At 64.6% G+C, this 21449-nt stretch carries 18 protein-coding genes and 1 tRNA gene; 10 read left to right on the top strand and 9 right to left on the bottom strand.

Annotated features, from left to right (window positions below; genetic code table 11):
- Positions 1-15: 15 nt before the first annotated feature.
- Positions 16-561, top strand: a complete 546-nt coding sequence (locus JMY28_RS17725; RefSeq protein WP_201697211.1) for an FKBP-type peptidyl-prolyl cis-trans isomerase — start codon at positions 16-18, stop codon at positions 559-561.
- Positions 562-568: 7 nt separating this feature from the next.
- Here the strand turns inward: JMY28_RS17725 and JMY28_RS17720 are convergent, their stop codons facing one another.
- From JMY28_RS17720 to JMY28_RS17705, 4 genes are all read right to left on the bottom strand, one after another.
- Positions 569-1882 carry a hypothetical protein gene (locus JMY28_RS17720; protein WP_201697210.1) on the bottom strand — a complete coding sequence of 438 codons (1314 nt, stop codon included), beginning with the start codon at positions 1880-1882 and terminating at the stop codon, positions 569-571.
- A 100-nt stretch (positions 1883-1982) separates the two neighbouring features.
- The gene (mutS, locus tag JMY28_RS17715; protein WP_201697209.1) at positions 1983-4670 is read right to left on the bottom strand and encodes a DNA mismatch repair protein MutS; all 2688 of its coding nucleotides are present in this window, start codon (positions 4668-4670) and stop codon (positions 1983-1985) included.
- 108 nt (positions 4671-4778) lie between these two features.
- Positions 4779-6077, bottom strand: a complete 1299-nt coding sequence (gene lplT, locus JMY28_RS17710) for a lysophospholipid transporter LplT (RefSeq protein WP_201697208.1) — start codon at positions 6075-6077, stop codon at positions 4779-4781.
- Between the two features lie 155 nt (positions 6078-6232).
- Positions 6233-7033: an inositol monophosphatase family protein gene (locus tag JMY28_RS17705; RefSeq protein WP_201697207.1), complete on the bottom strand. Its 801-nt coding sequence runs from the start codon at positions 7031-7033 to the stop codon at positions 6233-6235.
- Between the two features lie 512 nt (positions 7034-7545).
- Between JMY28_RS17705 and JMY28_RS17700 the strand changes: the two genes are divergently transcribed.
- Together JMY28_RS17700 and cysE are read left to right on the top strand one after the other, a co-directional pair.
- Complete coding sequence (locus JMY28_RS17700) at positions 7546-8367, top strand: RNA methyltransferase (RefSeq protein WP_236596915.1); 822 nt, start codon at positions 7546-7548, stop codon at positions 8365-8367.
- Between the two features lie 220 nt (positions 8368-8587).
- On the top strand, positions 8588-9412 hold the full coding sequence (gene cysE, locus JMY28_RS17695) for a serine O-acetyltransferase (protein ID WP_201697205.1): 825 nt from the start codon (positions 8588-8590) through the stop codon (positions 9410-9412).
- Between the two features lie 36 nt (positions 9413-9448).
- Here cysE and JMY28_RS17690 read toward each other — a convergent pair whose 3' ends face one another.
- The 4 genes from JMY28_RS17690 to JMY28_RS17675 form a co-directional block, all read right to left on the bottom strand.
- Complete coding sequence (locus tag JMY28_RS17690) at positions 9449-10246, bottom strand: UDP-2,3-diacylglucosamine diphosphatase (RefSeq protein WP_201697204.1); 798 nt, start codon at positions 10244-10246, stop codon at positions 9449-9451.
- 33 nt (positions 10247-10279) lie between these two features.
- A complete protein-coding gene (locus JMY28_RS17685; protein WP_201697203.1) occupies positions 10280-10774 on the bottom strand; it encodes a peptidylprolyl isomerase in 495 nt (164 codons plus the stop codon).
- A gap of 159 nt (positions 10775-10933) precedes the next feature.
- The gene (locus JMY28_RS17680) at positions 10934-11518 is read right to left on the bottom strand and encodes a peptidylprolyl isomerase (RefSeq protein WP_158757625.1); all 585 of its coding nucleotides are present in this window, start codon (positions 11516-11518) and stop codon (positions 10934-10936) included.
- A gap of 59 nt (positions 11519-11577) precedes the next feature.
- Positions 11578-12294 (bottom strand): tetratricopeptide repeat protein, encoded by a 717-nt coding sequence (locus tag JMY28_RS17675; RefSeq protein WP_201697202.1) that lies wholly within the window; start codon positions 12292-12294, stop codon positions 11578-11580.
- 285 nt (positions 12295-12579) lie between these two features.
- Here JMY28_RS17675 and cysS point away from each other — a divergent pair, with 285 nt between their 5' ends.
- From cysS to JMY28_RS17640, 7 genes are all read left to right on the top strand, one after another.
- A complete protein-coding gene (gene cysS, locus JMY28_RS17670; protein ID WP_201697201.1) occupies positions 12580-13977 on the top strand; it encodes a cysteine--tRNA ligase in 1398 nt (465 codons plus the stop codon).
- Positions 13978-14024: 47 nt separating this feature from the next.
- On the top strand, positions 14025-14909 hold the full coding sequence (locus tag JMY28_RS17665; RefSeq protein WP_201697200.1) for a DNA-3-methyladenine glycosylase family protein: 885 nt from the start codon (positions 14025-14027) through the stop codon (positions 14907-14909).
- A 128-nt stretch (positions 14910-15037) separates the two neighbouring features.
- A complete protein-coding gene (locus tag JMY28_RS17660) occupies positions 15038-16009 on the top strand; it encodes an acetyl-CoA carboxylase carboxyltransferase subunit alpha (protein ID WP_201697199.1) in 972 nt (323 codons plus the stop codon).
- 41 nt (positions 16010-16050) lie between these two features.
- A complete protein-coding gene (gene tilS / locus JMY28_RS17655; protein WP_201697198.1) occupies positions 16051-17481 on the top strand; it encodes a tRNA lysidine(34) synthetase TilS in 1431 nt (476 codons plus the stop codon).
- Between the two features lie 488 nt (positions 17482-17969).
- Positions 17970-19220 (top strand): aspartate kinase, encoded by a 1251-nt coding sequence (locus JMY28_RS17650; RefSeq protein WP_201697197.1) that lies wholly within the window; start codon positions 17970-17972, stop codon positions 19218-19220.
- 202 nt (positions 19221-19422) lie between these two features.
- A tRNA-Ser gene (locus tag JMY28_RS17645) sits at positions 19423-19516 on the top strand.
- Positions 19517-20132: 616 nt separating this feature from the next.
- Entirely contained in the window at positions 20133-20477 is a 345-nt protein-coding gene (locus tag JMY28_RS17640) for a hypothetical protein (RefSeq protein ID WP_201697196.1), read from the top strand.
- A gap of 136 nt (positions 20478-20613) precedes the next feature.
- Here the strand turns inward: JMY28_RS17640 and fabI are convergent, their stop codons facing one another.
- Complete coding sequence (gene fabI / locus JMY28_RS17635) at positions 20614-21402, bottom strand: enoyl-ACP reductase FabI (protein WP_201697195.1); 789 nt, start codon at positions 21400-21402, stop codon at positions 20614-20616.
- Positions 21403-21449: the final 47 nt, after the last annotated feature.

Below are 21449 nucleotides of genomic sequence, written 5' to 3'. Positions count from 1 at the left end.
AATCTGGAGGAACGAATGAAAATTGCAAAGGACACCGTCGTGTCGGTCGCTTACAAGCTATCGGATGCGCAGGGCAATCTGATTGAGGAAAGCGACGAGCCGATGGTCTATCTGCACGGCGGCTATGATGGCACGTTCCCCAAGATCGAGGAAGTGCTGGACGGCCAGGAGCCGGGCTTCGAGACCCAGGTCCAGCTTGAGCCGCAGGATGCCTTCGGGGAATACGATCCCGATCTCGTGAAGATCGAGCCGCGCAACCGCTTTCCTGAGCCGCTCGAAGTCGGCATGCAGTTCGAAGGCACGCCTGAAGAAGGCGACGAAGATCTCGACACGCTCGTCTATACGGTCACGGACGTCGCGGAAGACAAGGTCGTGCTCGACGGCAACCATCCCCTTGCGGGCATGGCGCTGCGTTTCGCGCTCACGGTCAAGGAAGTGCGCGTAGCCACCGAAGACGAAATCGAACACGAGCACGCGCATGGCGCGGATGGCCTCGAAGTCATCGACGAAGACGAAGAAGACGACGGCGACGAAGGCGCCTCGAAACCCACCCTGCACTAATCGCTGATCAATGCGCGAAGCCGCCCGACGCCGGTGCGCCGGGTGGCTGCAGCGGGTCGCCGCCCCCGCTATTCCCACCTTCCGGGCCTTTCTGCCCATTCATACCGTTTAGTCCATTCTGGCCGCCCTGCGCGGGCCACGCTGGCATTGGCACGCCGTTTTCAGCGGGCGGCAAGCCTCGCGGCACGGCGGCTCCCGATGCGCCCGGCGTCACCGGCGCAACGTCGGGCGATTGCGGCATGCCGGGAATTTCGGTCACATCCGGCATCGACGACACTTCGGGCATTTCCGGCATCGCGGGCGACGGTCCGACGCCTGGCTGGTTCGACGACGGTGCGGGCAGCAGCGGCAGATGTTTCGGGACATCGCGCACGCTCACGCGCAGCGGCGTACGGCGCGCCGTGTCGGCATCCACCTGCAGCCACTGCGTAAGCGGATCGCGCAGGGAGAACGCGATGCGCGTGACGTTCTCTATCCTTGCTCCCTTGTCGTTTCGCAGCGGCTGATCGATCGTGAAGCCGTGCGCGAGCTTCGAATCGTCCGCATTCACGATGATGATCTGGCCACGGAAAATCTCGGCGAGCTTCACGAGGCTGCGGCGCAACTCGAGATAGCCGTCACGCGGGGCCCGGTGAAAGCGCAGCCACGCGAAGCGGTCGGGCCGCTCGTAATGCTCGGGCATCGCGTTGCCCTGCATGAAGATGACGATTGCGCGCGCGTTGCGGCGCTTCGCATACTCGGCCGCATGTTCGAGCCAGAAGCCGTTGGCGATCACGCGGTCTTCGAACTCGCCATTGCGCCCGCCTGCATTGAGATAGTGATTGTTCCCATCCGGCACGTTCAGCCCGATGAACACGGTGTCGCCGAGTTGCCAGCGCACGTTTTCACGATACGGCCGGAAGCGCGAACTTTCGCTCTCGCGCGTGAGTGTCAAGGGGGTTTGGCCGAACGCGTTCGGTTCGGAGAAGAAGTTCTGACGCAGGAAATCGAGTCGCTCAGCGGGATCGTAGGCCCCCGTGCCGCTCATGCCGCAGGTGACCCAGTCGCGTTCCCCGGGCACAAACACGAGCGGCGCACGTGACGCATCGAGAATATCGTGACGCCGCTCGTAGAGATGGTCGGCACAGGTTTCGTGTGCGCCTTTGAGATTGCCGTCGTAGACGATGAAGGCGATTTGCGGATCGCGCCCGATGGCGTCGATGAGCCGCTGCGCCGACGCTTCCTCGGGCTGCGAGGTGAGCGCGTTCGCCACGACCGCGAAGGCATAGCGCGGCGACTGTGCGAACGCCGCGAGCGGCGAACCCAGCGACGACGCCAGCATCAACGCGCATGACGCACGTCGCATAATTTTCAGATAGCGCGAACGGGGACTGCCGCGGCCCGGCGGTTGCGGTGGCCGCGGCGGCGTCGCGAGGCGACGCTCAACGTTTGGCGTCCGGCGCTGTGGCCAACTCATGCAGTTCGTACAACAGGTCGAGCGCGTCGCGCGGGCGCAGTTCGTTCGGATCGAGTTCGCGCAGCCGCTGTGCGACGAGCGACGCGCCCAGATCTGCCTCCACGGCCGGCGCGGCGCGATCCTCCACGAACGGTGCTTCGTCATCGTAGTCAGTGGCGGGCGCCGCGAACAGGTCGAGCTGCGGCGTGGGCTGTCCCGCCGATTGCTGCTCCAGATGCACGAGATGCTTGCGCGCGGCGCGGATCACGGCGGTCGGCACACCCGCGAGCTGCGCGACTTGCAGGCCGTAGCTCTGGTTCGCCGGCCCTTCCTGCACCGCATGCAGGAAGACGATGCCGTGACCGTGCTCCACGGCTGAAAGATGCACGTTCGCCGCCTGTGCGAATTCCGCCGGCAGTTGCGTGAGCTCGAAATAATGCGTGGCGAAGAGCGTATGGCAACCGTTGTGCGCGAGCAAATGCCGCGCGATGGCCCACGCGAGCGCGAGGCCGTCGAACGTCGACGTGCCGCGCCCGATCTCGTCCATCAGCACGAGGCTTTGCGGCGTGGCGTCGTTGAGAATGGCAGCGGCTTCGGTCATCTCGACCATGAAGGTTGAGCGGCCGCCCGCGAGGTCGTCGGCGGCGCCGATGCGCGTGAAGATGCGGTCGATCGGCCCGAAGCGTGCGTGCCTGGCCGGTACGTAACTGCCCACGTAGGCGAGCAGCGCGATGAGCGCGGTCTGCCGCATGAACGTCGATTTACCGCCCATGTTCGGGCCAGTGATGAGCAGCAGCTTGCGCTCGGCAGAAAGCAGGCAGTCGTTGGCGATGAACTGCTCGACCTGTGCTTCGACCACGGGATGTCGGCCTTGCTCGATCTCGATGCCGGGCGCTTGCGTGAACGTGGGCGCATTCCAGTCGAGCGCGCGGGCGCGTTCGGCGAACGCGGCCAGCAGGTCGAGTTCAGCGAGCGCGGCGGCCACGCGCTGGCAATCGGGAATGAACGGCAGCAGCGATTGCAGCAGCGCGTCGTAGAGCGCCTTTTCGCGCGAAAGCGCGCGTTCCTGCGCCGAGAGCGCTTTGTCCTCGAAAGTCTTGAGTTCCGGCGTGATGTAGCGCTCGGCGTTCTTGAGCGTTTGACGTCGGCGATAGTCGTCGGGAACCTTGTCGGTCTGGCCGCGTGTGACCTCGATATAGAAGCCATGCACCTTGTTGTACTCGACGCGCAGGTTACCGATGCCGGTGCGCGTGCGCTCGCGTGCTTCGAGCTCGAGCAGGAACTGGCCGCAGTTCTCGGAGATGTCGCGCAGTTCGTCGAGGTCCGCGTCGTAGCCGCGCGCGATTACGCCGCCGTCGCGCACCATGGCGGCCGGTTCCGGCGCGACCGCGCGCTGCAGGAGCGCCGCGCACTCCGCGGGCGGTTCGAGCGCCTCGGCGATGTGCGCGAGCGATGTGGCCGCGCCGCTTGCGGCTGCGACCTGTTCGCGCAGCGCGGGCAGCGCGGCGAAGGTATCGCGCAGGCTCGACAGATCGCGGGGGCGCGCGGAAAGCAGCGCGAGCCGCCCGGTGATGCGCTCGACGTCAGCGATCTGGCGCAAGCCGCTGCGCAGCGTATCGACGCTTGCTTGCGGCGGCGCCTCGAGCAGCGCGCCGATGGCCTGCTGGCGCATTTGTGCGATCGCGGCATCGCGCGGCGGGTGATGGAGCCAGTGACGCAGCAAGCGGCTGCCCATGGCGGTACTGCACGTGTCGAGCAGCGAGCAGAGCGTGGGCGATTCGGTGCCGCGAAGCGTTTCCGTGAGTTCGAGGTTGCGGCGCGTGGCCGGATCGAGCCCGATGTATTCCGATTCGGCTTCGACCTTCAGGCTGCGCACGTGGTGCAGTTGCTGGCCCTGGGTGGCCGCCGCATAGAGCAGCAGTGCGCCCGCCGCGCCGCACGCGCTCGTGAGCGTTTGCGCGCCAAAGCCGTCGAGGCTCGCCACGTCGAGTTGATCGCACAGCCGCTGCTTGCCCGAGCTGACGTCGAAGTGCCAGGCGGGCACCCGCGTGAGCGCGCCCGTTCCGGCGGGCGGTGCCCAGGCGGCGGTTTCCGCAGGCATTTCCGCGACGAGAATTTCCGCGGGCCGAATGCGCTCGAACGCCGTGGCGACCTGTTCCGGCGCGACTTCCGCGAGGCGCAGCGCGCCGCTGGCGAGATTGAGCCACGCGAGCCCGACGTTGACGGTCACGCCGCGGCGGTTGTGGCCGGGGCAAACTGCCATCAGGTAGACGTCGTTCTTGTCGGAGAGCAGGGCGGCGTCTGTCAGCGTGCCAGGCGTCACCACGCGCACGACCTTGCGCTCGACCGGGCCCTTCGACGTGGCCGGGTCGCCGATCTGCTCGCAGATCGCCACCGACTCGCCCAGCTTCACGAGCTTGGCGAGATATTGCTCGACCGCGTGATGCGGCACGCCCGCCATCTTGATCGGATTGCCCGCCGACGCGCCGCGCTGCGTGAGCGTGAGGTCGAGCAGGCGCGCGGCCTTCTCGGCGTCTTCGAAGAAGAGCTCGTAGAAGTCGCCCATGCGGTAGAACACGAGCGTGCCCGGATGGTCGGCCTTGATGCGCAGGTACTGCTGCATCATGGGTGTGTGTTGCGCGATATCGGCTGCGCCGGCGGTGTGTGTAGCCATCCTCGGTGTCTTGCTAGGGGTTCAGGGCGTGAGTTTAACGCGCGCCGATTGCATGTAAAGCCAGCCTTTCGGCTAGCGCCATCACAGGTGCTCCCGCAGTCGCTCCCATCATTCGTCGACTAGCGCCTGCAGGTCCACCGTGCGCGTGTTTGCCGCACTGTGCCGCATGGCGAGCCAGATCATCGTGGAAACGAACACGCCGAACACGACGATGATCCACTGCACGGGCACCTTCGCGGTGAGCAGCACCGCATACGCGCCGAGCATGAGCAGTACCGCGAGATTCTGGTTGAAATTCTGCACCGCGATCGAGTGGCCCGCCGAAAGCAGCGTCGCGCCGCGATGCTGGAGCAGGGCGTTCATCGGCACGATGAAAAAACCGGCGAGCACGCCGAGCAGCACCATCAGCGGATACGCGAAAAGCAGATAGAAGGGCACGATGAACGCACCGAAGCGCACGCCAACGCCTTGTGGAAAAAGGCCCTTGCTGTAAAACGCCATGCCGATCGCCACCGCGCCGCACAGCACGCCCACGGGCAGCACGCGCAGCGAGGCGCGCAACGACACCCACGCGGCTGCCGCGCCCGCGCCGAGCGCGATGCCGAGTCCCGTCACGCCCTGCATCACGGCGGCTTTCGAGAGCGTGAGTCCGAGATTCGTGTCGGCCCACTTGAGCACGAGCAGTTGCAGCGTGACCGCCGCGCCCCACATCAGGGTCGTGACCCAGAGCGCGATCTGCGCGAGCTTGTCGGTCCAGAGCACGTTGAAACTATGCGCGAAATCGCCCATGAGCCGCGCCGGCTCCCTGAGCCGGTTTTCATAGCGCGCGAGCGTGTCGGGAATGCCGATGTTGATCATCGCGGCGAACACATACGTGATCATCACGGCGAGCATCGCGAGGTCGGCGGCCGAATGGATGAGCGGCATCGGATGGCGCGTGACGAAACGCTCCGCATAGGTCGAAACGAGCGCGCCGCCCATCATCGTGCCGACGATGGTGGAAAGCACCGTGGCCGATTCGAGCCATGCATTGGCGGCGATGAGCTTTTCGGCCGGCAGCAATTCCGTCAGGATTCCATACTTTGCAGGCGAGTACGCGGCCGCGCCGAAGCCGACCACGCCATACGCGATCATCGGATGCGCGCCCGCGATCATCAGCAGGCAGCCGCACGCCTTGAGCGCGTTCGAGACGAACATCACGTGGCGCTTTTGCAGGGCATCGGCGAATGCGCCGACGAAAGGCGCGAGCAGTACGTAGGAGATCGTGAAGAAGATCTGCAGGAGCGGCGTCACCCAGGCGGGCGAAGCAATCACGGTGAGCAGCGCGATCGCCGCGATGAGGAGCGCGTTGTCGGCGAGCGACGACACGAACTGCGCGGCGATGATCGTGTAGAAGCCTTTTTTCATCGGATGCGTGCGTGGTCCTCTTGCAGCAGGGCGACCGGCGAAACAAAAAAGCGGCCGAAGCCGCTCGATGCGCATGCGTGGGCGAGACCTGACCTGGCGCGCGCTCTGCACGCGTCGCGGTGGAACAAGGCGTGCACCGCGACGCGCATGGGCGCTTACGCTGCCTTGTTGACGCGCGTGTATTTCGAGAGGATCGGCACCATTTGCGCGTAGATCTTCGGGTTGCCCGCGACGACTTCGCCCACGTGCAGGAAGTCCGAGTCGCCCGTGTAGTTGCCGATCAGACCGCCGGCTTCCGTTACGAGCAGGCCACCCGCGGCGACGTCCCAGGGATTGAGACCCTGCTCGAAGAAGCCGTCCATACGGCCGGCGGCGACGTTGGCCAGATCGAGCGCGGCCGCGCCCGGGCGGCGCAGGCCGGCGCACGCGTTGGTCATTTCGGCGAACAGTTCGCAATAGCTGTCGAGGCCGTTCTTTTCGCGGAACGGGAAGCCGGTGCCGATCAGGCCGTCGGCGAGACGGTCGCGGCGGCCCACGCGGATGCGGCGGTCGTTCAGGAACGCGCCACGGCCGCGCGAGGCGGTGAAGAGATCGTTGCGCGTCGGATCATAGATGACGGCCTGCGTGACAATGCCCTTATGCGCGAGCGCGATCGAGACGCAGTAGTACTGGAAGCCGTGGATGAAGTTGGTGGTGCCGTCGAGCGGATCGATGATCCACTGGTACTCGGATTCGTTCTCCGACTGGCCCGATTCCTCAGCGAGGATGGCGTGGTCGGGGTAGGCCATCTTGAGCGTTTCGATGATGGCGGCTTCGGCCGCCTTGTCGACTTCCGTGACGAAATCGTTGTGCTGCTTCTTCGCGACCTGCACGAGATCGAGGTCGAGCGACGCGCGGTTGATGATCTGTCCGGCGCGGCGCGCGGCCTTGACAGCGATGTTGAGCATGGGATGCATGAGCCAGGATCCTTGTTGTCCGGCGCTCGCGCGAAAGCTTGATGCGCGCCGGTGGTGCAAAAGATAAAAGCGTCTAACGATTGGACAGGGCGCGGGCCACGATCGGACCTGCGGAACCTGTCCCGTCAACGGAGACGAATTGGATAAGAGCGGTGCGCGGCGGCGCTGCTTGCCGGCAATTTGCCAGCAGTTTGCCAGCAGTTTGCCGAGCGCCTGGCGGGCAGCCACACGGCTGCGCGATGTGCCCGACGCGCGCGAAACCGCCATTTTACCCGAGTATCGGCATTTCTATGGTTTCTCTCGGGCAGGATATCGGGATTTCTCTGGATATGACGTTCGGCCAGTCTGCGTGCCTGCGCAAACGTGACGTCGGGCGGCCTTGCGCGGCACGAACCGCGTAAGCGGCCATCGCCGCGGCGCGAGGCGCGCTAACATAGACATTTCAATCTCCTTTTCGCGGTTAGAGAACCATCTTGGCGCACCCCGATTCACCTGATTCCCACTCAACGGCGCTGGCTTCCGGCGACGCTCACGAACCGCTTCGCGGCGGCTTCACGTCCACCCGCTTCGTGCTCGTCGAGCCGAGCCACCCCGGCAATGTCGGCGCGGCGGCGCGCGCGCTCAAGACCATGGGATTCTCCCGCCTCGTGCTGGTGGCGCCGCGCGTGCCGCAGGTTCACTGCGACCCGGAAGCCGTCGCGATGGCGAGCGGGGCCGACGACGTGCTCGCGGCCGCCCACATCGTGCCAACGCTCGCCGACGCGCTGGCGGGCGTGCAATGGTCGCTCGCGCTCACGGCGCGCACGCGCGAGTATGGGCCGCCGCCCGCGGCGCCACGTCAGGCCGTGCAGGATGCCTGCCGTCAGGTGGCGCACGGCGGCGACATCGCGCTTGTGTTCGGCAACGAGCGCACGGGCCTCTCGAACGACGACGTCGAGCGCTGCAGCGCGCTTGCGCACATTCCGGCCAACCCCGCCTATAGCTCGCTCAATCTCGCCCAGGCGGTTCAGGTGCTCTCCTACGAACTGCGCCTCGCGTACCTCGGCGAGAGCGCGCCTGCCGCGGCGTTGCCGGTGGCAGGCGGTGCGGGCGGGGCGTCCCAGCCTTCGACTGGATCGCCGCTTGCGACAAGCGACGACATCGAGCGCATGTATGTGCACCTCGAGAACGCGCTCATCGCGCTCGAGTTTCTCGACCCCGCCAATCCGAAGAAGCTGATGTCGCGCCTGCGGCGGCTCTTTGCCCGCTCAGGGCTCGAGCGCGAGGAGGTCAACATCGTGCGCGGCATCGCCAAGCACATTCTTATGCTCAAGGGCAAAGGCGAGAGCCGTTGATCCGCTGTGCGGACGCCGCGTGCGCGCCGGCGTCCGACCTTGCCGCCGACGGGGACTTCCGACCTCAAATCGGCTTTGCGCCTACAATCGGCTGGAAACCGGCTAAAAATTCATAAGCAAATGCGCGCGGCTGGAATAGCCGCTGCGCCACTTGCGCGCACGCTGCGGCGGCGTGCGGCCGCCATTCCCCATGTTTCACACGTTTTTTTGCGTGACTGCCATGTTCAAGAGACTTCGCGAAGACATTGCCACGATCCGCGAGCGCGATCCCGCCGCCCGCAGTGCGTGGGAGGTCCTGACCTGTTATCCGGGTCTGCATGCGCTCGTGCTGCATCGCTTGGCGCACGCGTGCTGGCGCGCGAAGCGCCGCTGGCTCGCGCGTTACGTTTCGCAGATCGCGCGTTTTCTTACGGGCATCGAGATCCATCCGGGCGCGACCATCGGCAGACGTGTGTTCATCGATCATGGCATGGGCGTCGTGATCGGCGAGACGGCCGAGGTCGGCGACGACTGCACCATCTACCAGGGCGTGACGCTCGGCGGCACTTCGCTCACGCGTGGCGCCAAGCGCCATCCGACGCTGGGTCCGGGCGTGATCGTTGGTGCGGGCGCGAAGGTGCTCGGCGGTTTCACGGTGGGCGCTGGGGCGAAGATCGGCTCGAACGCCGTCGTCGTGAAGCCGGTGCCGGAAGGTGCGACGGCGGTTGGCAATCCCGCGCGCGTTGTCGCGCCCGCGAAGACCGTGACGGTGCAGGTCATGCCGGCTTCGGCGCGCGAGGGCTTCTGCGCATATGGCATCACGCCTAATGCGGACGACCCGGTTTCGCTCGCGATTCACGGCCTGATCGACCACGCGGCCACGCAGACGCAGCGCGTCGATGCCGTCGTCGTTGCGCTCGAGCGGCTCGGCGCGCGTCTCGAGGCGCTGCATGGCGCCGATGCGGCACTCGCCGAATTGCGGCGTCTGTCGGCGGGGCTGGAATGCGGCGGTCCGCAAGCCGAGGCGGCGAGCCGCGAAGAAGAGAAGGCGCCTGCGCGCGTTTGACGCGCGGCGCGACCAAGGTGCTAAAAGGGGCGTGCCTCAGTCCAGCGGCAAGACCCTGAACCCTTCGGCATCCACGCGCAGATAGCCTCCGCGTGGCTTGCCGTGATCGAGATCCCAGTCGGGCAAGACCCAACGCGTGCCGCCAGGCTCCTGGTGGCGCGCCGGCCTGTGCGTGTGACCATGCACGATGGTGTTCGCACGCGCGCGCTTGAAGAGCGCCGTCACGCCTTTTGCCGTGACGTCGTACTTCGGCAGGCGCGGCCCGCTGCGCTTGCTCTCGCTCGCGCGGCGCGCGCGCTCGGCGATCGCACGCCGCCAGCGAAACGGCCACGCGAGAAAGAGCAATTGCACGAGCCGGTTGCGCGCAAGCTTGCGAAAGAGCTGATAGCCGTGATCGTCGGTGCACATCGCGTCGCCGTGCGCGAGTGCGAGACGCGTGCCGAACGCGGTGATCGCGATGGGGTCGGGCAGCCAGATCGCGCCCGCGGCTTTCATGAAGCGCTTGCCCATCAGAAAGTCGCGGTTGCCGTGCATGATGTAGAGCGCGATGCCGCGCTCGGAGAGCGTATGCATCAGCGCAGCCATGCGCGCGGGGAAGGGATCGGTGAGCATGTCGTCACCGATCCAGTATTCGAAGAGGTCGCCGAGTATGAACACCGAGTCGGCCTGATCGGCCGTGACCCGGATGAAGCGCTCGAACGCGGCGACCGTACGCGGAATCCGTTCATTCAGATGCACATCGGAAATGAACAGGAACGGGCGAGCCGCGTGCGGGCGCTTGCCCTCGCCGGGCACGCCCGCGGCAGCGTGTCGTAAAGCCTTTTCCTGCAGCATCGATGAAGGGGGTGCGTGAGAGTGGTATGAGACTTATTCGACGACGACAGCCTTCTCGATCACGACGTCGTCGACCGGCACGTCCTGATGGAAGCCCTTCGAGCCCGTCTTGACCTTCTTGATCTTGTCGACCACTTCGAGGCCTTCCACGACCTTGCCGAACACGGCGTAGCCCCAGCCTTGCGGCGTCGGCGACGAGTGGTTCAGGAAGTCGTTGTCGGCCACGTTGATGAAGAACTGTGCCGATGCCGAGTGCGGGTCGTTGGTGCGAGCCATGGCGATCGAGCCGCGCTCGTTCTTCAGGCCGTTGTTCGCTTCGTTTTCGATCGACGCTTCGGTGGGCTTTTGCTTCATGGCGGCGTCGAAGCCGCCGCCCTGAATCATGAACCCGTCGATGACGCGGTGAAACACCGTGCCGTCATAGTGGCCGCTCTTCACATAGTTGAGGAAGTTGGCGACCGTCTTCGGGGCCTTCTCGGCGTTCAGTTCGAGCTTGATGACGCCGTGGTTCGTGTGCAGTTCGACCATGATGGGATCCTTTGCCTGTGGCTGGGGGAATGAACGTCGCTGCATCGGCAAGAGGCGGGGCGTGTTGCCCAACGCGTGTGCCGGCGCCGCGACGTGCGACGGGTGAAGGCGGCGTTGCCGCCCGGTTAGTCGATGATGGCCTGGCGTGTTGCCGGCGTTTTACTTGCCGACGACGGTAGCCGACTCGATCACGATTTCCTTTTGCGGCACGTCGGCCATCGGGCCGCGCGAGGTGGTGGGCGCCGCTTCGATCTTCTTCACGACGTCCATGCCCTGCGTGACCTTGCCGAACACGGCGTAGCCGTTGCCGTCCGGGTTCGGATAGTCGAGGCCGGCATTGTCGACGGTGTTGATGAAGAATTGCGCGGTGGCCGAATTCGGGTCGCTCGTGCGCGCCATCGCGATCGTGCCCGTGAGGTTCTTCAGGCCGTTCTTGCTTTCAAGTGCGACAGGCGCGCGCGTGGGCTTCTCGACGAAGCTTTGCGTGTAGCCGCCGCCCTGGATCATGAAGCCGCGAATCACGCGATGAAAGATCGTGCCGTTGTACTGGCCAGCCTTCACGTACTGCAGGAAATTGTCGACGGTCTTCGGCGCTTTCTCCGGATAGAGTTCGACGCGAATGTCGCCTTCACTGGTCTTGAAGAGCACTTGCGGATGCGCGGCGGCCGGCTGGCCGTTTTGCGCAAAGGCGGGTGCGTTCGCGATCAGGGCGGCGCTGCCGAGCGCCAACATCAACCATTTCATGAATATCCTCGGAAGTGCGGGAAAAACGTGTTGTGGCGCGCAAGGCTGCGCGCCACGTGTTAGTTCGACGGCGCCGCGTAAGGCGGCAACGCCAGCGACCCCGTCGGGCCGCCGAACTGGTACGCGGGGTTGGTGAACGCGGGCACAAGCGCCGACGGGCTCGCGGCCGACGCGGCCTCTGACGCTGCCGCTGCGGCGTTCGCTTTCTTCGAAGCGGGCGGCGGCGAGATGACCTTCGCGATGTCAGCCAGGCGCTGCGACGTCGCGCCGCTCGTGTGGCCGAGCGCTTGTGCGCGGCGGTACGACGCATCGGCCAGACGCAGGTACAGATCGCCGAGATTTTCCCACGCGAGACTGTACGAAGGGTTTGCCTTCACGGCCGTTTCGAGTGCGACGCGCGCCTCGTCGTAACGGCCATGCTTAGCGTAAAGCGCAGCGAGATTGTTGTAAGGCTCGGGCAATTCGGGGTAGAGCTGCGTGAGTTCGGTGAACGCCTCGATCGCGTCGTCGTCACGGTTCAGGCGCGCGAGAATCGTCGCGCGCTTGAACTTCGCCTGCACGTCGCGCGGGTTCGTCTTGATGCGCGCGTCGAGCTGGCTGAGCGCTCCAGCCCAGTCCTGCTGGCTGATCGCCGCGTCGGCGCCTGGTGTGGCGTCGGACGTCGCGGGGGGCGCGGCATGCGCGATGCTCACGCTGCACAGCACGATCGCGACGCTCGAGAGAGCCGACGCGGCAAGGGTCGCAGCACGGGGCGCGCGGCCGCTGGAAGGTTTCATAGGGTGAGGTCGCGGTGTTATACTCCGAGCCATTCTAACAAAAGGTCTGTGCGTTTTCGTCGCGCGCTTTGTCCCTCGCCCGTTTGTTCGCGTTATGTTCGCATTACGGGCGCTTGCGCGAGTCGCCGGGCTTTCCAACGCCACTCGTGGTCGTCTCCGCTGAGATAGCAACCTGTTTGCAGTCCGGACGCCGACAGACAGCAGCCTGAGCAATGCGGGCCATCACCCGCTGGCTGCGGTCGGCGCCGCCGCGGATTTCTTTCGACCCACGTATCCATCGCCTTTATGGAATCACTGCGTATCTACAACACGCTCGCGCGTGACAAGCAAAATTTCGTGCCACTCGAGCCCGGCGTCGTGCGTATGTACGTCTGCGGGATGACGGTGTACGACTATTGTCACGTCGGGCATGCGCGTGTGATGGTGGTGTTCGATATCGTGCAACGCTGGCTGCGCGCGCTCGGCTACAACGTGACCTACGTGCGCAACATTACCGATATCGATGACAAGATCATTCGTCGCGCGGTGGAAAACGGCGAGACGATCAAGCAACTCACCGACCGTTTCATCGCAGCGCTGCATGAAGACGCGGACGCGCTCGGCATCGAGCGTCCCGATCATGAGCCGCGCGCGACGCAGTACATCCCGCAGATGCTCGACATGATCGGCAAGCTCGAGCGCAACGGCTACGCGTACCAGGGCGCGGACGGCGACGTGAACTACGCGGTGCGCAAGTTCGCGAACTATGGCGCGCTCTCCGGCAAATCGATCGAGGACCTGCGCGCGGGCGAACGTGTGGCGACGAACGATGCCAAGCAGGATCCGCTTGACTTCGTGCTGTGGAAACAGGCAAAACCGCAAGAGCCGGCCGACACGAGCTGGGACTCGAAGTACGGGCGCGGACGTCCGGGCTGGCATATCGAATGCTCGGCCATGGGCTGCACGCTGCTCGGCGAGCACTTCGACATTCATGGCGGTGGCATGGACCTGCAGTTTCCGCACCACGAGAACGAGATTGCACAGAGCGAAGGCGCGACCGGCAAGACGTTCGTCAATACGTGGATGCATAACGGCTTCGTGAATATCGACAACGAGAAGATGTCGAAGTCGCTCGGCAACTTCTTCACGATCCGCGAAGTGCTGGCGAAGTACGATGCGGAAGTGGTGCGCTTCTTCATGGCGCGCGCGCATTACCGCTCGCCGCTGAATTACAGCGACGTGCATCTCGACGACGCGCGCAACGCGCTCACGCGTCTATATACGGCGTTGAAGGACGTGACGCCCGACGCGGGCGAGCTTGACTGGAATGAGCCGTACGCACAGCGTTTTCGTGCGGCAATGAACGACGACTTCAACACGCCGGTGGCGATCGCCGCGCTGTTCGAACTCGCGAGCGAGGTGAACCGCACGCGCGATGCAGTGCTCGCGCGTCAGTTGCAGCGCCTCGCACGCGTGATCGGGCTGCTCGTGCGCGAGCCGCGCGTGTTCCTGCAACAGGCTGCGGGCGCGCAAGATGCTGGCGCGCTCGACGTAGCAGCGATCGAAGCGAAGATCGCGGCGCGCACTGCGGCCAAGCAGGCGAAGCAGTATGCGGAGGCGGACCGGATTCGGGCCGAACTGCTCGAAGCCGGTGTCGCGCTCGAAGACAAACCGGGCGGGTTGACCGAGTGGCGCCGCGTGTAAGCGGGCTGTCCAGTTTCCACTGATCGATTCGCGAGGCAGGAGGCAGGATGGCAACGGCCACGAAGACGCAGACCAGGCGGTCTGCGTCGCTAACGGGCGGAACTGCGGGCGCTCCCGCAGGTGCAAAGCGCGCGCTCAATGGCGCGGGCGGCAAGGCAGCGACAAAGCCGGCTACGAAGACGGCGCGTGGGAAGGCAAATGGCGCGTCGGCATCGCACGAGGCGCTCGACGGCGCGGCGATCGAGGCCGCGCTCTCCAATGGTCCGGCGGCGCTCGAAGCCGTGGAGCCGGCGGCGAATGCGCTCGGCGATCTCGAATTCGAAGTGCAGCGTCCCGACTATTGGGACAAGGCCTGCGCAGACCTCGTCAAGCGCGACCGTATTCTCAAGAAGCTGATTCCGAAGTTCGGCCCAGTCCATTTGCTGAGCCGCGACGATCCGTTCGTCACGCTCGCGCGTTCGGTGGTCGGCCAGCAGATTTCGACGGCGGCGGCGCAAGCGCTCTGGCAGCGCGTGGAAGCCGCGTGCCCGAAGCTCGTACCGCAGCAGTTCCTGAAGCTCGGTCACGAAAAGCTTGCCGCGTGCGGGCTCTCGAAGCGCAAGACGGAATATATTCTCGATCTCGCGCAGCATTTCGTTTCGGGCGCGCTGCATGTCGGCAAGTGGACATCGATGGACGACGAGGACGTGATCGCGGAACTCACGGCGATTCGCGGCATTGGCCGCTGGACCGCCGAGATGTTCCTGATCTTCAATCTCGCGCGTCCGAATGTGCTGCCGCTCGACGATCTCGGTCTGATCCGCGCGATTAGCGTCAACTATTTCAGTGGCGAGCCGGTCACGCGCAGCGAAGCGCGCGAAGTCGCGGCCAACTGGGAGCCGTGGCGCACTGTCGCGACCTGGTATATGTGGCGCAGCCTCGAGCCGTCGTGAGGCCTGAGCCAGCCGTTAATTACTGAGAAAAATCCTATCGATCTAAGAAATCGATAGTTCTGAGCCGATTTCGGCGCGGGCTGGCGCGGTTAGAATACGCGCTGCCGCAAAGTGAAGGATTCCCACACATGAAGACCACGTTTCTGGATTTCGAACAGCCGATCGCTGAACTGGAAGCGAAGATCGAAGAACTGCGCTTCGTTCAGGACGATTCGGCCGTCGATATTTCGGAAGAAATCGAGCGGCTGTCGAAGAAGAGCCAGCAACTCACGAAGGACCTCTATGCGAACCTGAGCCCGTGGCAGGTTTCGCAGATCGCGCGTCATCCGCAGCGTCCGTACACGCTCGATTACGTGCACGAACTTTTCACCGATTTTCACGAACTCCATGGCGACCGCTCGTTCGCGGACGACCTTTCTGTCGTCGGCGGCCTCGCGCGCTTCAATGGCCAGGCCTGCATGGTGATCGGTCATCAGAAGGGCCGTGACACGAAGGAGCGCGCCGCGCGTAACTTCGGCATGCCGCGCCCGGAAGGCTATCGCAAGGCCGAGCGCTTGATGCGCCTCGCCGAGAAGTTCGGTCTGCCCATCTTCACGTTCGTCGACACGCCGGGCGCGTACCCTGGCATCGGCGCGGAAGAGCGTGGCCAGTCGGAAGCGATCGGCCGCAATCTCTACGTGATGGCCGAACTCAAGACACCGATCATCACGACGATCATCGGCGAAGGCGGTTCGGGCGGCGCGCTCGCTGTCGCCGTTGCCGACACGGTCATGATGCTGCAGTTCTCGACCTATTCGGTGATTTCGCCTGAAGGTTGCGCGTCGATTCTCTGGAAGAGCGCTGCGAAGGCACCTGAAGCCGCTGAAGCGCTGGGCCTCACGGCGCACCGTCTGAAGGCGCTGGGCCTCATCGACAAGATTGTGAACGAGCCGCTTGGCGGCGCGCATCGCGACCCGAAGGGCATGGCTGCGCTGCTGCGCCGCGCGCTTGCCGACTCGCTGCGCCAGTTCCAGGGCATGAGCATTGCCGACCTGAAGCAGCGCCGTTTCGAGCGCCTGATGGCCTACGGCAAGTACAAGGAAACGACGCCGGGCGCGTAAGGCGCGCGACGTCAACGCTCCTCGACGTCTGCGGTCGTGCCGTGACCGACCTTCCCGAATCCGACGCCGGGCGCATCGTTCTCGATGCGCTCGGCGTTGTGCTTTCCGCGCTTCCCAACGACGCACGCATCGCGATCGCGTATAGCGGCGGGCTCGACTCGTCCGTGCTGCTCGATGCCGCGGTGCGCGCAGCCGGGGCTGCACGTGTCGTCGCGCTGCATGTGCATCACGGACTGAGCCCGAACGCCGACGCATGGCTCGGCCATTGCGAGGCGACCGCGCGCGCTTACGGTGTGACGTTCGATGCGAGGCGTGTCGAGTTGGCACGCGACGACGCGGCCGGCGTCGAGGCGGCCGCCCGCGACGCCCGCTACCGCGCGCTCGACGCGATGTGCGCGGCGCATGGCGTGCAGGCGCTTTGGCTCGCGCAACATGCGGACGATCAGGCGGAAACGGTGCTGCTGCAGTTGCTGCGCGGCGCGGGGCTCGCTGGGCTCGCGGCGATGGCGCCTGCACGCGCGAGCGTGAATGGCGCGGCGCGCGTGCGGCCACTGCTCGCTCTGTTGCGCACGCAACTGGAGCGTTATGCGCGCGCGCACGGCCTGCACTGGATCGAGGACGAGTCGAACGACGACACGCGCTACGCACGAAACGCCTTGCGTCACGACGTGATGCCGGCGCTATCGGCCCATTTCCCCGGTTATCGCGACGCGCTCGCGCGCACTGCGGCGCATGCGGCTTCTTCGCAGCGTCTGCTCGACGATCTTGCGCGGATCGATTTACGCAACGTTGGACTCGACGACGCGAGCGCACTTTCACACACCGCGCTGCTCGCGCTCGACGACCCGCGCGCGCTCAATTTGCTGCGCTACTGGATGCGCTCGCTTGGCCTGCCGGCGGCATCGGCAGCGCGGCTTGCGGATATGTTGCGGCAGTTGCGCGAGGTTGCGCGCGGAGACCTGAACGCTCACGCATTGCGCGTCGATCACGCGGGACACCGCTTGCGCTCGTATCGCGGCATCGTCTCGTGGGAGGCCATGCGTGCGCGCGAAGAACGCGCAGGCGAGGGCGTTCCTCATTCGCGCGCGCCTGTGTCGTTGAACTGGCGCGGCGAGGAAATCTGGCGCCTGCCATCATGGCGTGGGACCTACGTTTTCGCGCCTGCCGCCCCCGACGATGCCGACGCCGTTCCCGAGCACGTGCTCGCGAGCGCGCCGCTCATCGCGCGGGAGCGTAGCGGCGGCGAGCGTTTGCGCGACGAGGCCGCGAACGTGAGCCGCACGCTCAAGAACCTGTTCCAGACGCGCGGCGTGCCCGCATGGGAGCGCGACGTGCCGCTGCTCTTCGTGGGCGAGACACTGCTGTTCGTGCCCCATATTGGTGTGAGCCGTTCGGCGTTCGGCGCGGCGCAAAGCGAGACAGGCGCGGCCTGGCGTCGCATCGAATGGCGCGAAGATTTACTCGTCGCTTGAAGTCGCTCTCGCGGTCGCCGCGCAGTTGCCACGCAGTTGCCGCCGAACCGACCGGTGGAATTGCGATCGTTCCCCCGCAAATCCTTGCCGCGCAAGCCTTTTTCGCCCTCCACAAGCTTGTCCCGTCTTGTAATTTTGACGTCAATCGGGTAGTGTAAGTCGTTTGTCCAGCCCGCTTTTTCGCGTTCACGGACGCCGTCAAAAGCGGCGTGTGCCGTGAAGGCGCGATTTTTCCTTCGAGCGGTATCCGACGATTGCAGGGACGTCGTAGCGGCATGCGGGCAGGGCGCAAGTGCAAGGCACAGGAAGGCACAAGCGCGCATCGATACGTATCGACACGATGTGGATACGATGCGCCGGCCTTCGCGCCCCTGAGGGCAAAACCCGCGCGTGCTGCACGCGCTGAAGCCGCCGCCATGGCCATAAGCGTCCGGGCGGCCCAGTCCTTCGGTGCGCCAGCGCGGTAACATCTCCAGTTCAGAACGACAATGGCACTCATCGTACACAAATACGGCGGCACCTCGATGGGCTCGGTCGAGCGCATCAAGAACGTCGCCAAGCGCGTCGCCAAATGGCACAAGGCCGGCCACAAGATGGTCGTCGTGCCCTCGGCGATGTCCGGCGAAACCAACCGTCTGCTCGGTCTCGCGAAAGAAATTTCGCCGCAGCCCAGCCCGCGCGAGCTCGACATGATTGCGTCGACCGGTGAGCAGGTGAGCGTCGGTCTCCTCTCGATCGCTCTGCAGGAAGCAGGCGTCGACGCCATCAGCTACACCGGCTGGCAAGTGCCGGTCAAAACCGACAGCTCGTTCACCAAGGCGCGCATCAACGACATCGACGGCGAGCGCGTGCTGAGCGACCTCGACGACGGCAAGGTGGTCGTGATCACGGGCTTCCAGGGCATCGACCCGGAAGGCCATATCACTACGCTCGGCCGCGGCGGCTCGGACACTTCGGCGGTCGCAGTCGCAGCCGCGCTGAAGGCCGACGAATGCCTGATCTATACGGACGTCGACGGCGTCTACACGACCGACCCGCGTGTGGTCGACGACGCACGCCGTCTCGATCGCATTACGTTCGAAGAGATGCTGGAAATGGCCAGCCTCGGCTCGAAAGTGCTGCAGATCCGCTCGGTGGAGTTCGCGGGCAAGTATCAGGTGAAGACGCGTGTGCTCTCCAGCCTGACCGACCCGATGATGAACCTCGACGAGGAAATGTCCTCGGGCACCCTGATTACTTTTGAAGAAGACGAGACCATGGAAAAAGCAGTCATCTCGGGTATCGCGTTCCAGCGCGACGAGGCCCGCATCGCCGTGATGGGCGTGCCCGACAAGCCGGGCATCGCGTATCAGATCCTCGGCCCGGTGGCGGACGCGAACATCGACGTCGACATGATCATCCAGAACCAGAGCGTGGCCGGCAAGACGGACTTCACGTTCACGGTGCCCCGCGGCGACTATCAGCGCGCCATGGATGTCCTCAACGACCAGGTGAAGGGTCACGTGAACGCCGAGCAGGTGCTGGGCGATCCGAAGGTGTCGAAGGTGTCGGTGGTCGGCGTGGGCATGCGCTCGCACGTGGGCGTGGCGAGCAAGATGTTCCGCACGCTCTCGGAAGAGGGCATCAACATCCAGATGATCTCGACCTCGGAAATCAAGATCTCGGTGCTGATCGACGAGAAGTACATGGAGCTGGCGGTCCGCGCGCTGCACAAGGTGTTCGACCTCGAGCACGCGTAAATCGCGCTGCGTTTGCATTGTATGACGCGGATGTGACGCGGTTTTTCCGATTGATTCTGATTCGAGATGCCGCGCACGACGTTCGTTGTGCGCTTGCAGAAAAAACTTCGCAAAAAAGCGTCGTATGAATTGACCGGAAGGCGCTAACCCGCTATTATCTTGGCTTCGTTGCGCTGCCTCCCTGGCGCGAACGAAGTTTTCGGGAGACGTGGCCGAGAGGTCGAAGGCACTCCCCTGCTAAGGGAGCATCTGGGCCAAAACCTGGATCGAGGGTTCGAATCCCTCCGTCTCCGCCAGTAATGGCGGCGAAACCCCGCAAGTCTCGGCTTGCGGGGTTTTTGTTTTTTGGCTCCAGGCACGTGAAAAGCCGGTGGCCGAACGGCGCGTTTGTTGCCTCTTTCCGCCGTCCTGACTGCGCCATTGTTGATGTGTGATTTTCCGGTCTATTTGATCAGGAATGCGATGGATACGCGCTGAGAGACTATTGTTGAGCCGATCTGCGATATGGGGTTCCACACCGACTACTTGCGCAACGCTTCGTGAGAGAGTGGGACGAGCGGAAAGTAGTTCGTAATGCGAATGAAATGAAGTTTGTCGTGTAGATGCCGGACCCATGGCCCCAAGGTCCTGCTGACGCCCGCACGCTTTAGCGCCAGCGGTGATATCCTCCGCTGCGCCATAGTTCGCCGCGTCGCTCATGCTCACGGCAAAAGCGGGTCGCTAGATGCACGCGCCTCGTCCGCGCATTCGGTTTGCGTTGCGCGCCGCAAGACTTGGCGCGGGTGTAACGAGACGTAACGACATCGAACGCAGGCCAGGTTTGTGCATCAGTTATTACAAGTTTGAAATACGCCGGCCAAGGCCGTGCGTTATATTGGTTTCAACAAAACATCAAACCCGAAAGGTGAGTCCATGAAGTTCCCACGTGTTGTTGCAGTGCTGCTCGGGGGCGTAGCTATCGGCGCATCGAGCGCTGCTATGGCTGGCGTGAGCGTTGGTGTCAACATCGGTATTCCGGCCCCGGTTTATGTCGCTCCGCAACCGGTCTACGCGCCGCCGCCGCCGCCGGTCGTCTATCAGCCGGCTCCCGTCTATGCGGTGCCGCCGGCCATCGTGATCGGCTGGCACGGCGATCGTTACTGGGACGGCCGCCGCTACTGGGCGCGTGACGACTGGTATCGCCATCATGGTGGCTATGGTGGTCCGGGCCGTGGGCATTGGGACCACGGCGGTCCTCCTCCGGGACACTGGCACTAAGCCGCGAGGCTGGTTGCAGGCGTGACGCGCGTGACACACGCTAGGCGTCGCGCCAAAAGAAAAGCCGCCCACTGGGCGGCTTTTGCTTGTCTGCCGTTGCACGCGCAACGAGGCGCGTACAACGGCGAAGGCAGGCTTACTCGAGTCCGGCCATTCCGCCAACCACGGCGTTGAAGCCCGAGTCGACGTGCATGATCTCGGCGGTCACGCCGGCGGCCAGATCGGAGAGCAGGAACGCGGCAGAATTGCCGACCTGTTCGATGGTCACGTTACGTTGCAGCGGGGCGTTTTGCGCGACGAAGTCGAGAATCTTGCCAAAGCCCTTGATACCGCTTGCCGCAAGCGTCTTGATCGGGCCAGCGGAGATGCCGTTCACGCGCACGCCTTGCGCGCCGAGCGCCACCGCGAGATAACGCACGCTCGCTTCGAGTGCGGCCTTCGCGACACCCATGGTGTTGTAGTTCGGGATGGCGCGTTCGGCGCCGAGATAGGTCAGCGTCAGCAGCGAAGCGTTCTGGGCGAGCATCGGCTTGGCGGCCTTGGCGAGCGCCGGGAAGCTGTACGCCGAAATATCGTGTGCGATGCGGAAGTTCTCGCGGGTCATGCCATCGAGAAAGTCGCCCGCGATCGCTTCGCGCGGCGCGAAGCCGATCGAGTGGACGAGGCCGTCGAGCGTGTCCCAGTGCTGCTTGAGGTCGGTGAAGAGCGCTTCGATTTGCGCGTCGTCGGCCACATCGCAGGGGAACACGAGGTCGCTGCCGAATTCTCGTGCGAACTCGGTGATGCGGTCCTTGAAGCGGTCGCCAACGTACGTGAACGCCAGTTCCGCGCCTTCGCGCTTGCATGCCTGCGCGATGCCGTACGCGATCGAACGGTTCGACAGCAGGCCGGTCAACAGAATACGTTTGCCAGCGAGGAAGCCCATGAATTCTCCTAAATCAGGTCATTGCGCCCGGCGCCTGTAGGGGGGGC

This window comes from Paraburkholderia hiiakae (assembly GCF_904848665.1).
Classification (GTDB): domain Bacteria; phylum Pseudomonadota; class Gammaproteobacteria; order Burkholderiales; family Burkholderiaceae; genus Paraburkholderia; species Paraburkholderia hiiakae.
This window is presented reverse-complemented; position numbering and strand designations above follow the sequence as displayed.

Bases quoted from the DNA above. Each gene is read 5' to 3' on its own strand.
- JMY28_RS17725 (WP_201697211.1), top strand. From the start codon at position 16: ATGAAAATTGCAAAGGACACCGTCGTGTCGGTCGCTTACAAGCTATCG.
- JMY28_RS17720 (WP_201697210.1), bottom strand. From the start codon at position 1,882: ATGCTGGCGTCGTCGCTGGGTTCGCCGCTCGCGGCGTTCGCACAGTCG.
- mutS (WP_201697209.1), bottom strand. From the start codon at position 4,670: ATGGCTACACACACCGCCGGCGCAGCCGATATCGCGCAACACACACCC.
- lplT (WP_201697208.1), bottom strand. From the start codon at position 6,077: ATGAAAAAAGGCTTCTACACGATCATCGCCGCGCAGTTCGTGTCGTCG.
- JMY28_RS17705 (WP_201697207.1), bottom strand. From the start codon at position 7,033: ATGCATCCCATGCTCAACATCGCTGTCAAGGCCGCGCGCCGCGCCGGA.
- cysE (WP_201697205.1), top strand. From the start codon at position 8,588: ATGTTCAAGAGACTTCGCGAAGACATTGCCACGATCCGCGAGCGCGAT.
- JMY28_RS17690 (WP_201697204.1), bottom strand. From the start codon at position 10,246: ATGCTGCAGGAAAAGGCTTTACGACACGCTGCCGCGGGCGTGCCCGGC.
- JMY28_RS17685 (WP_201697203.1), bottom strand. From the start codon at position 10,774: ATGGTCGAACTGCACACGAACCACGGCGTCATCAAGCTCGAACTGAAC.
- JMY28_RS17680 (WP_158757625.1), bottom strand. From the start codon at position 11,518: ATGAAATGGTTGATGTTGGCGCTCGGCAGCGCCGCCCTGATCGCGAAC.
- JMY28_RS17675 (WP_201697202.1), bottom strand. From the start codon at position 12,294: ATGAAACCTTCCAGCGGCCGCGCGCCCCGTGCTGCGACCCTTGCCGCG.
- cysS (WP_201697201.1), top strand. From the start codon at position 12,580: ATGGAATCACTGCGTATCTACAACACGCTCGCGCGTGACAAGCAAAAT.
- JMY28_RS17665 (WP_201697200.1), top strand. From the start codon at position 14,025: ATGGCAACGGCCACGAAGACGCAGACCAGGCGGTCTGCGTCGCTAACG.
- JMY28_RS17660 (WP_201697199.1), top strand. From the start codon at position 15,038: ATGAAGACCACGTTTCTGGATTTCGAACAGCCGATCGCTGAACTGGAA.
- JMY28_RS17650 (WP_201697197.1), top strand. From the start codon at position 17,970: ATGGCACTCATCGTACACAAATACGGCGGCACCTCGATGGGCTCGGTC.
- JMY28_RS17640 (WP_201697196.1), top strand. From the start codon at position 20,133: ATGAAGTTCCCACGTGTTGTTGCAGTGCTGCTCGGGGGCGTAGCTATC.
- fabI (WP_201697195.1), bottom strand. From the start codon at position 21,402: ATGGGCTTCCTCGCTGGCAAACGTATTCTGTTGACCGGCCTGCTGTCG.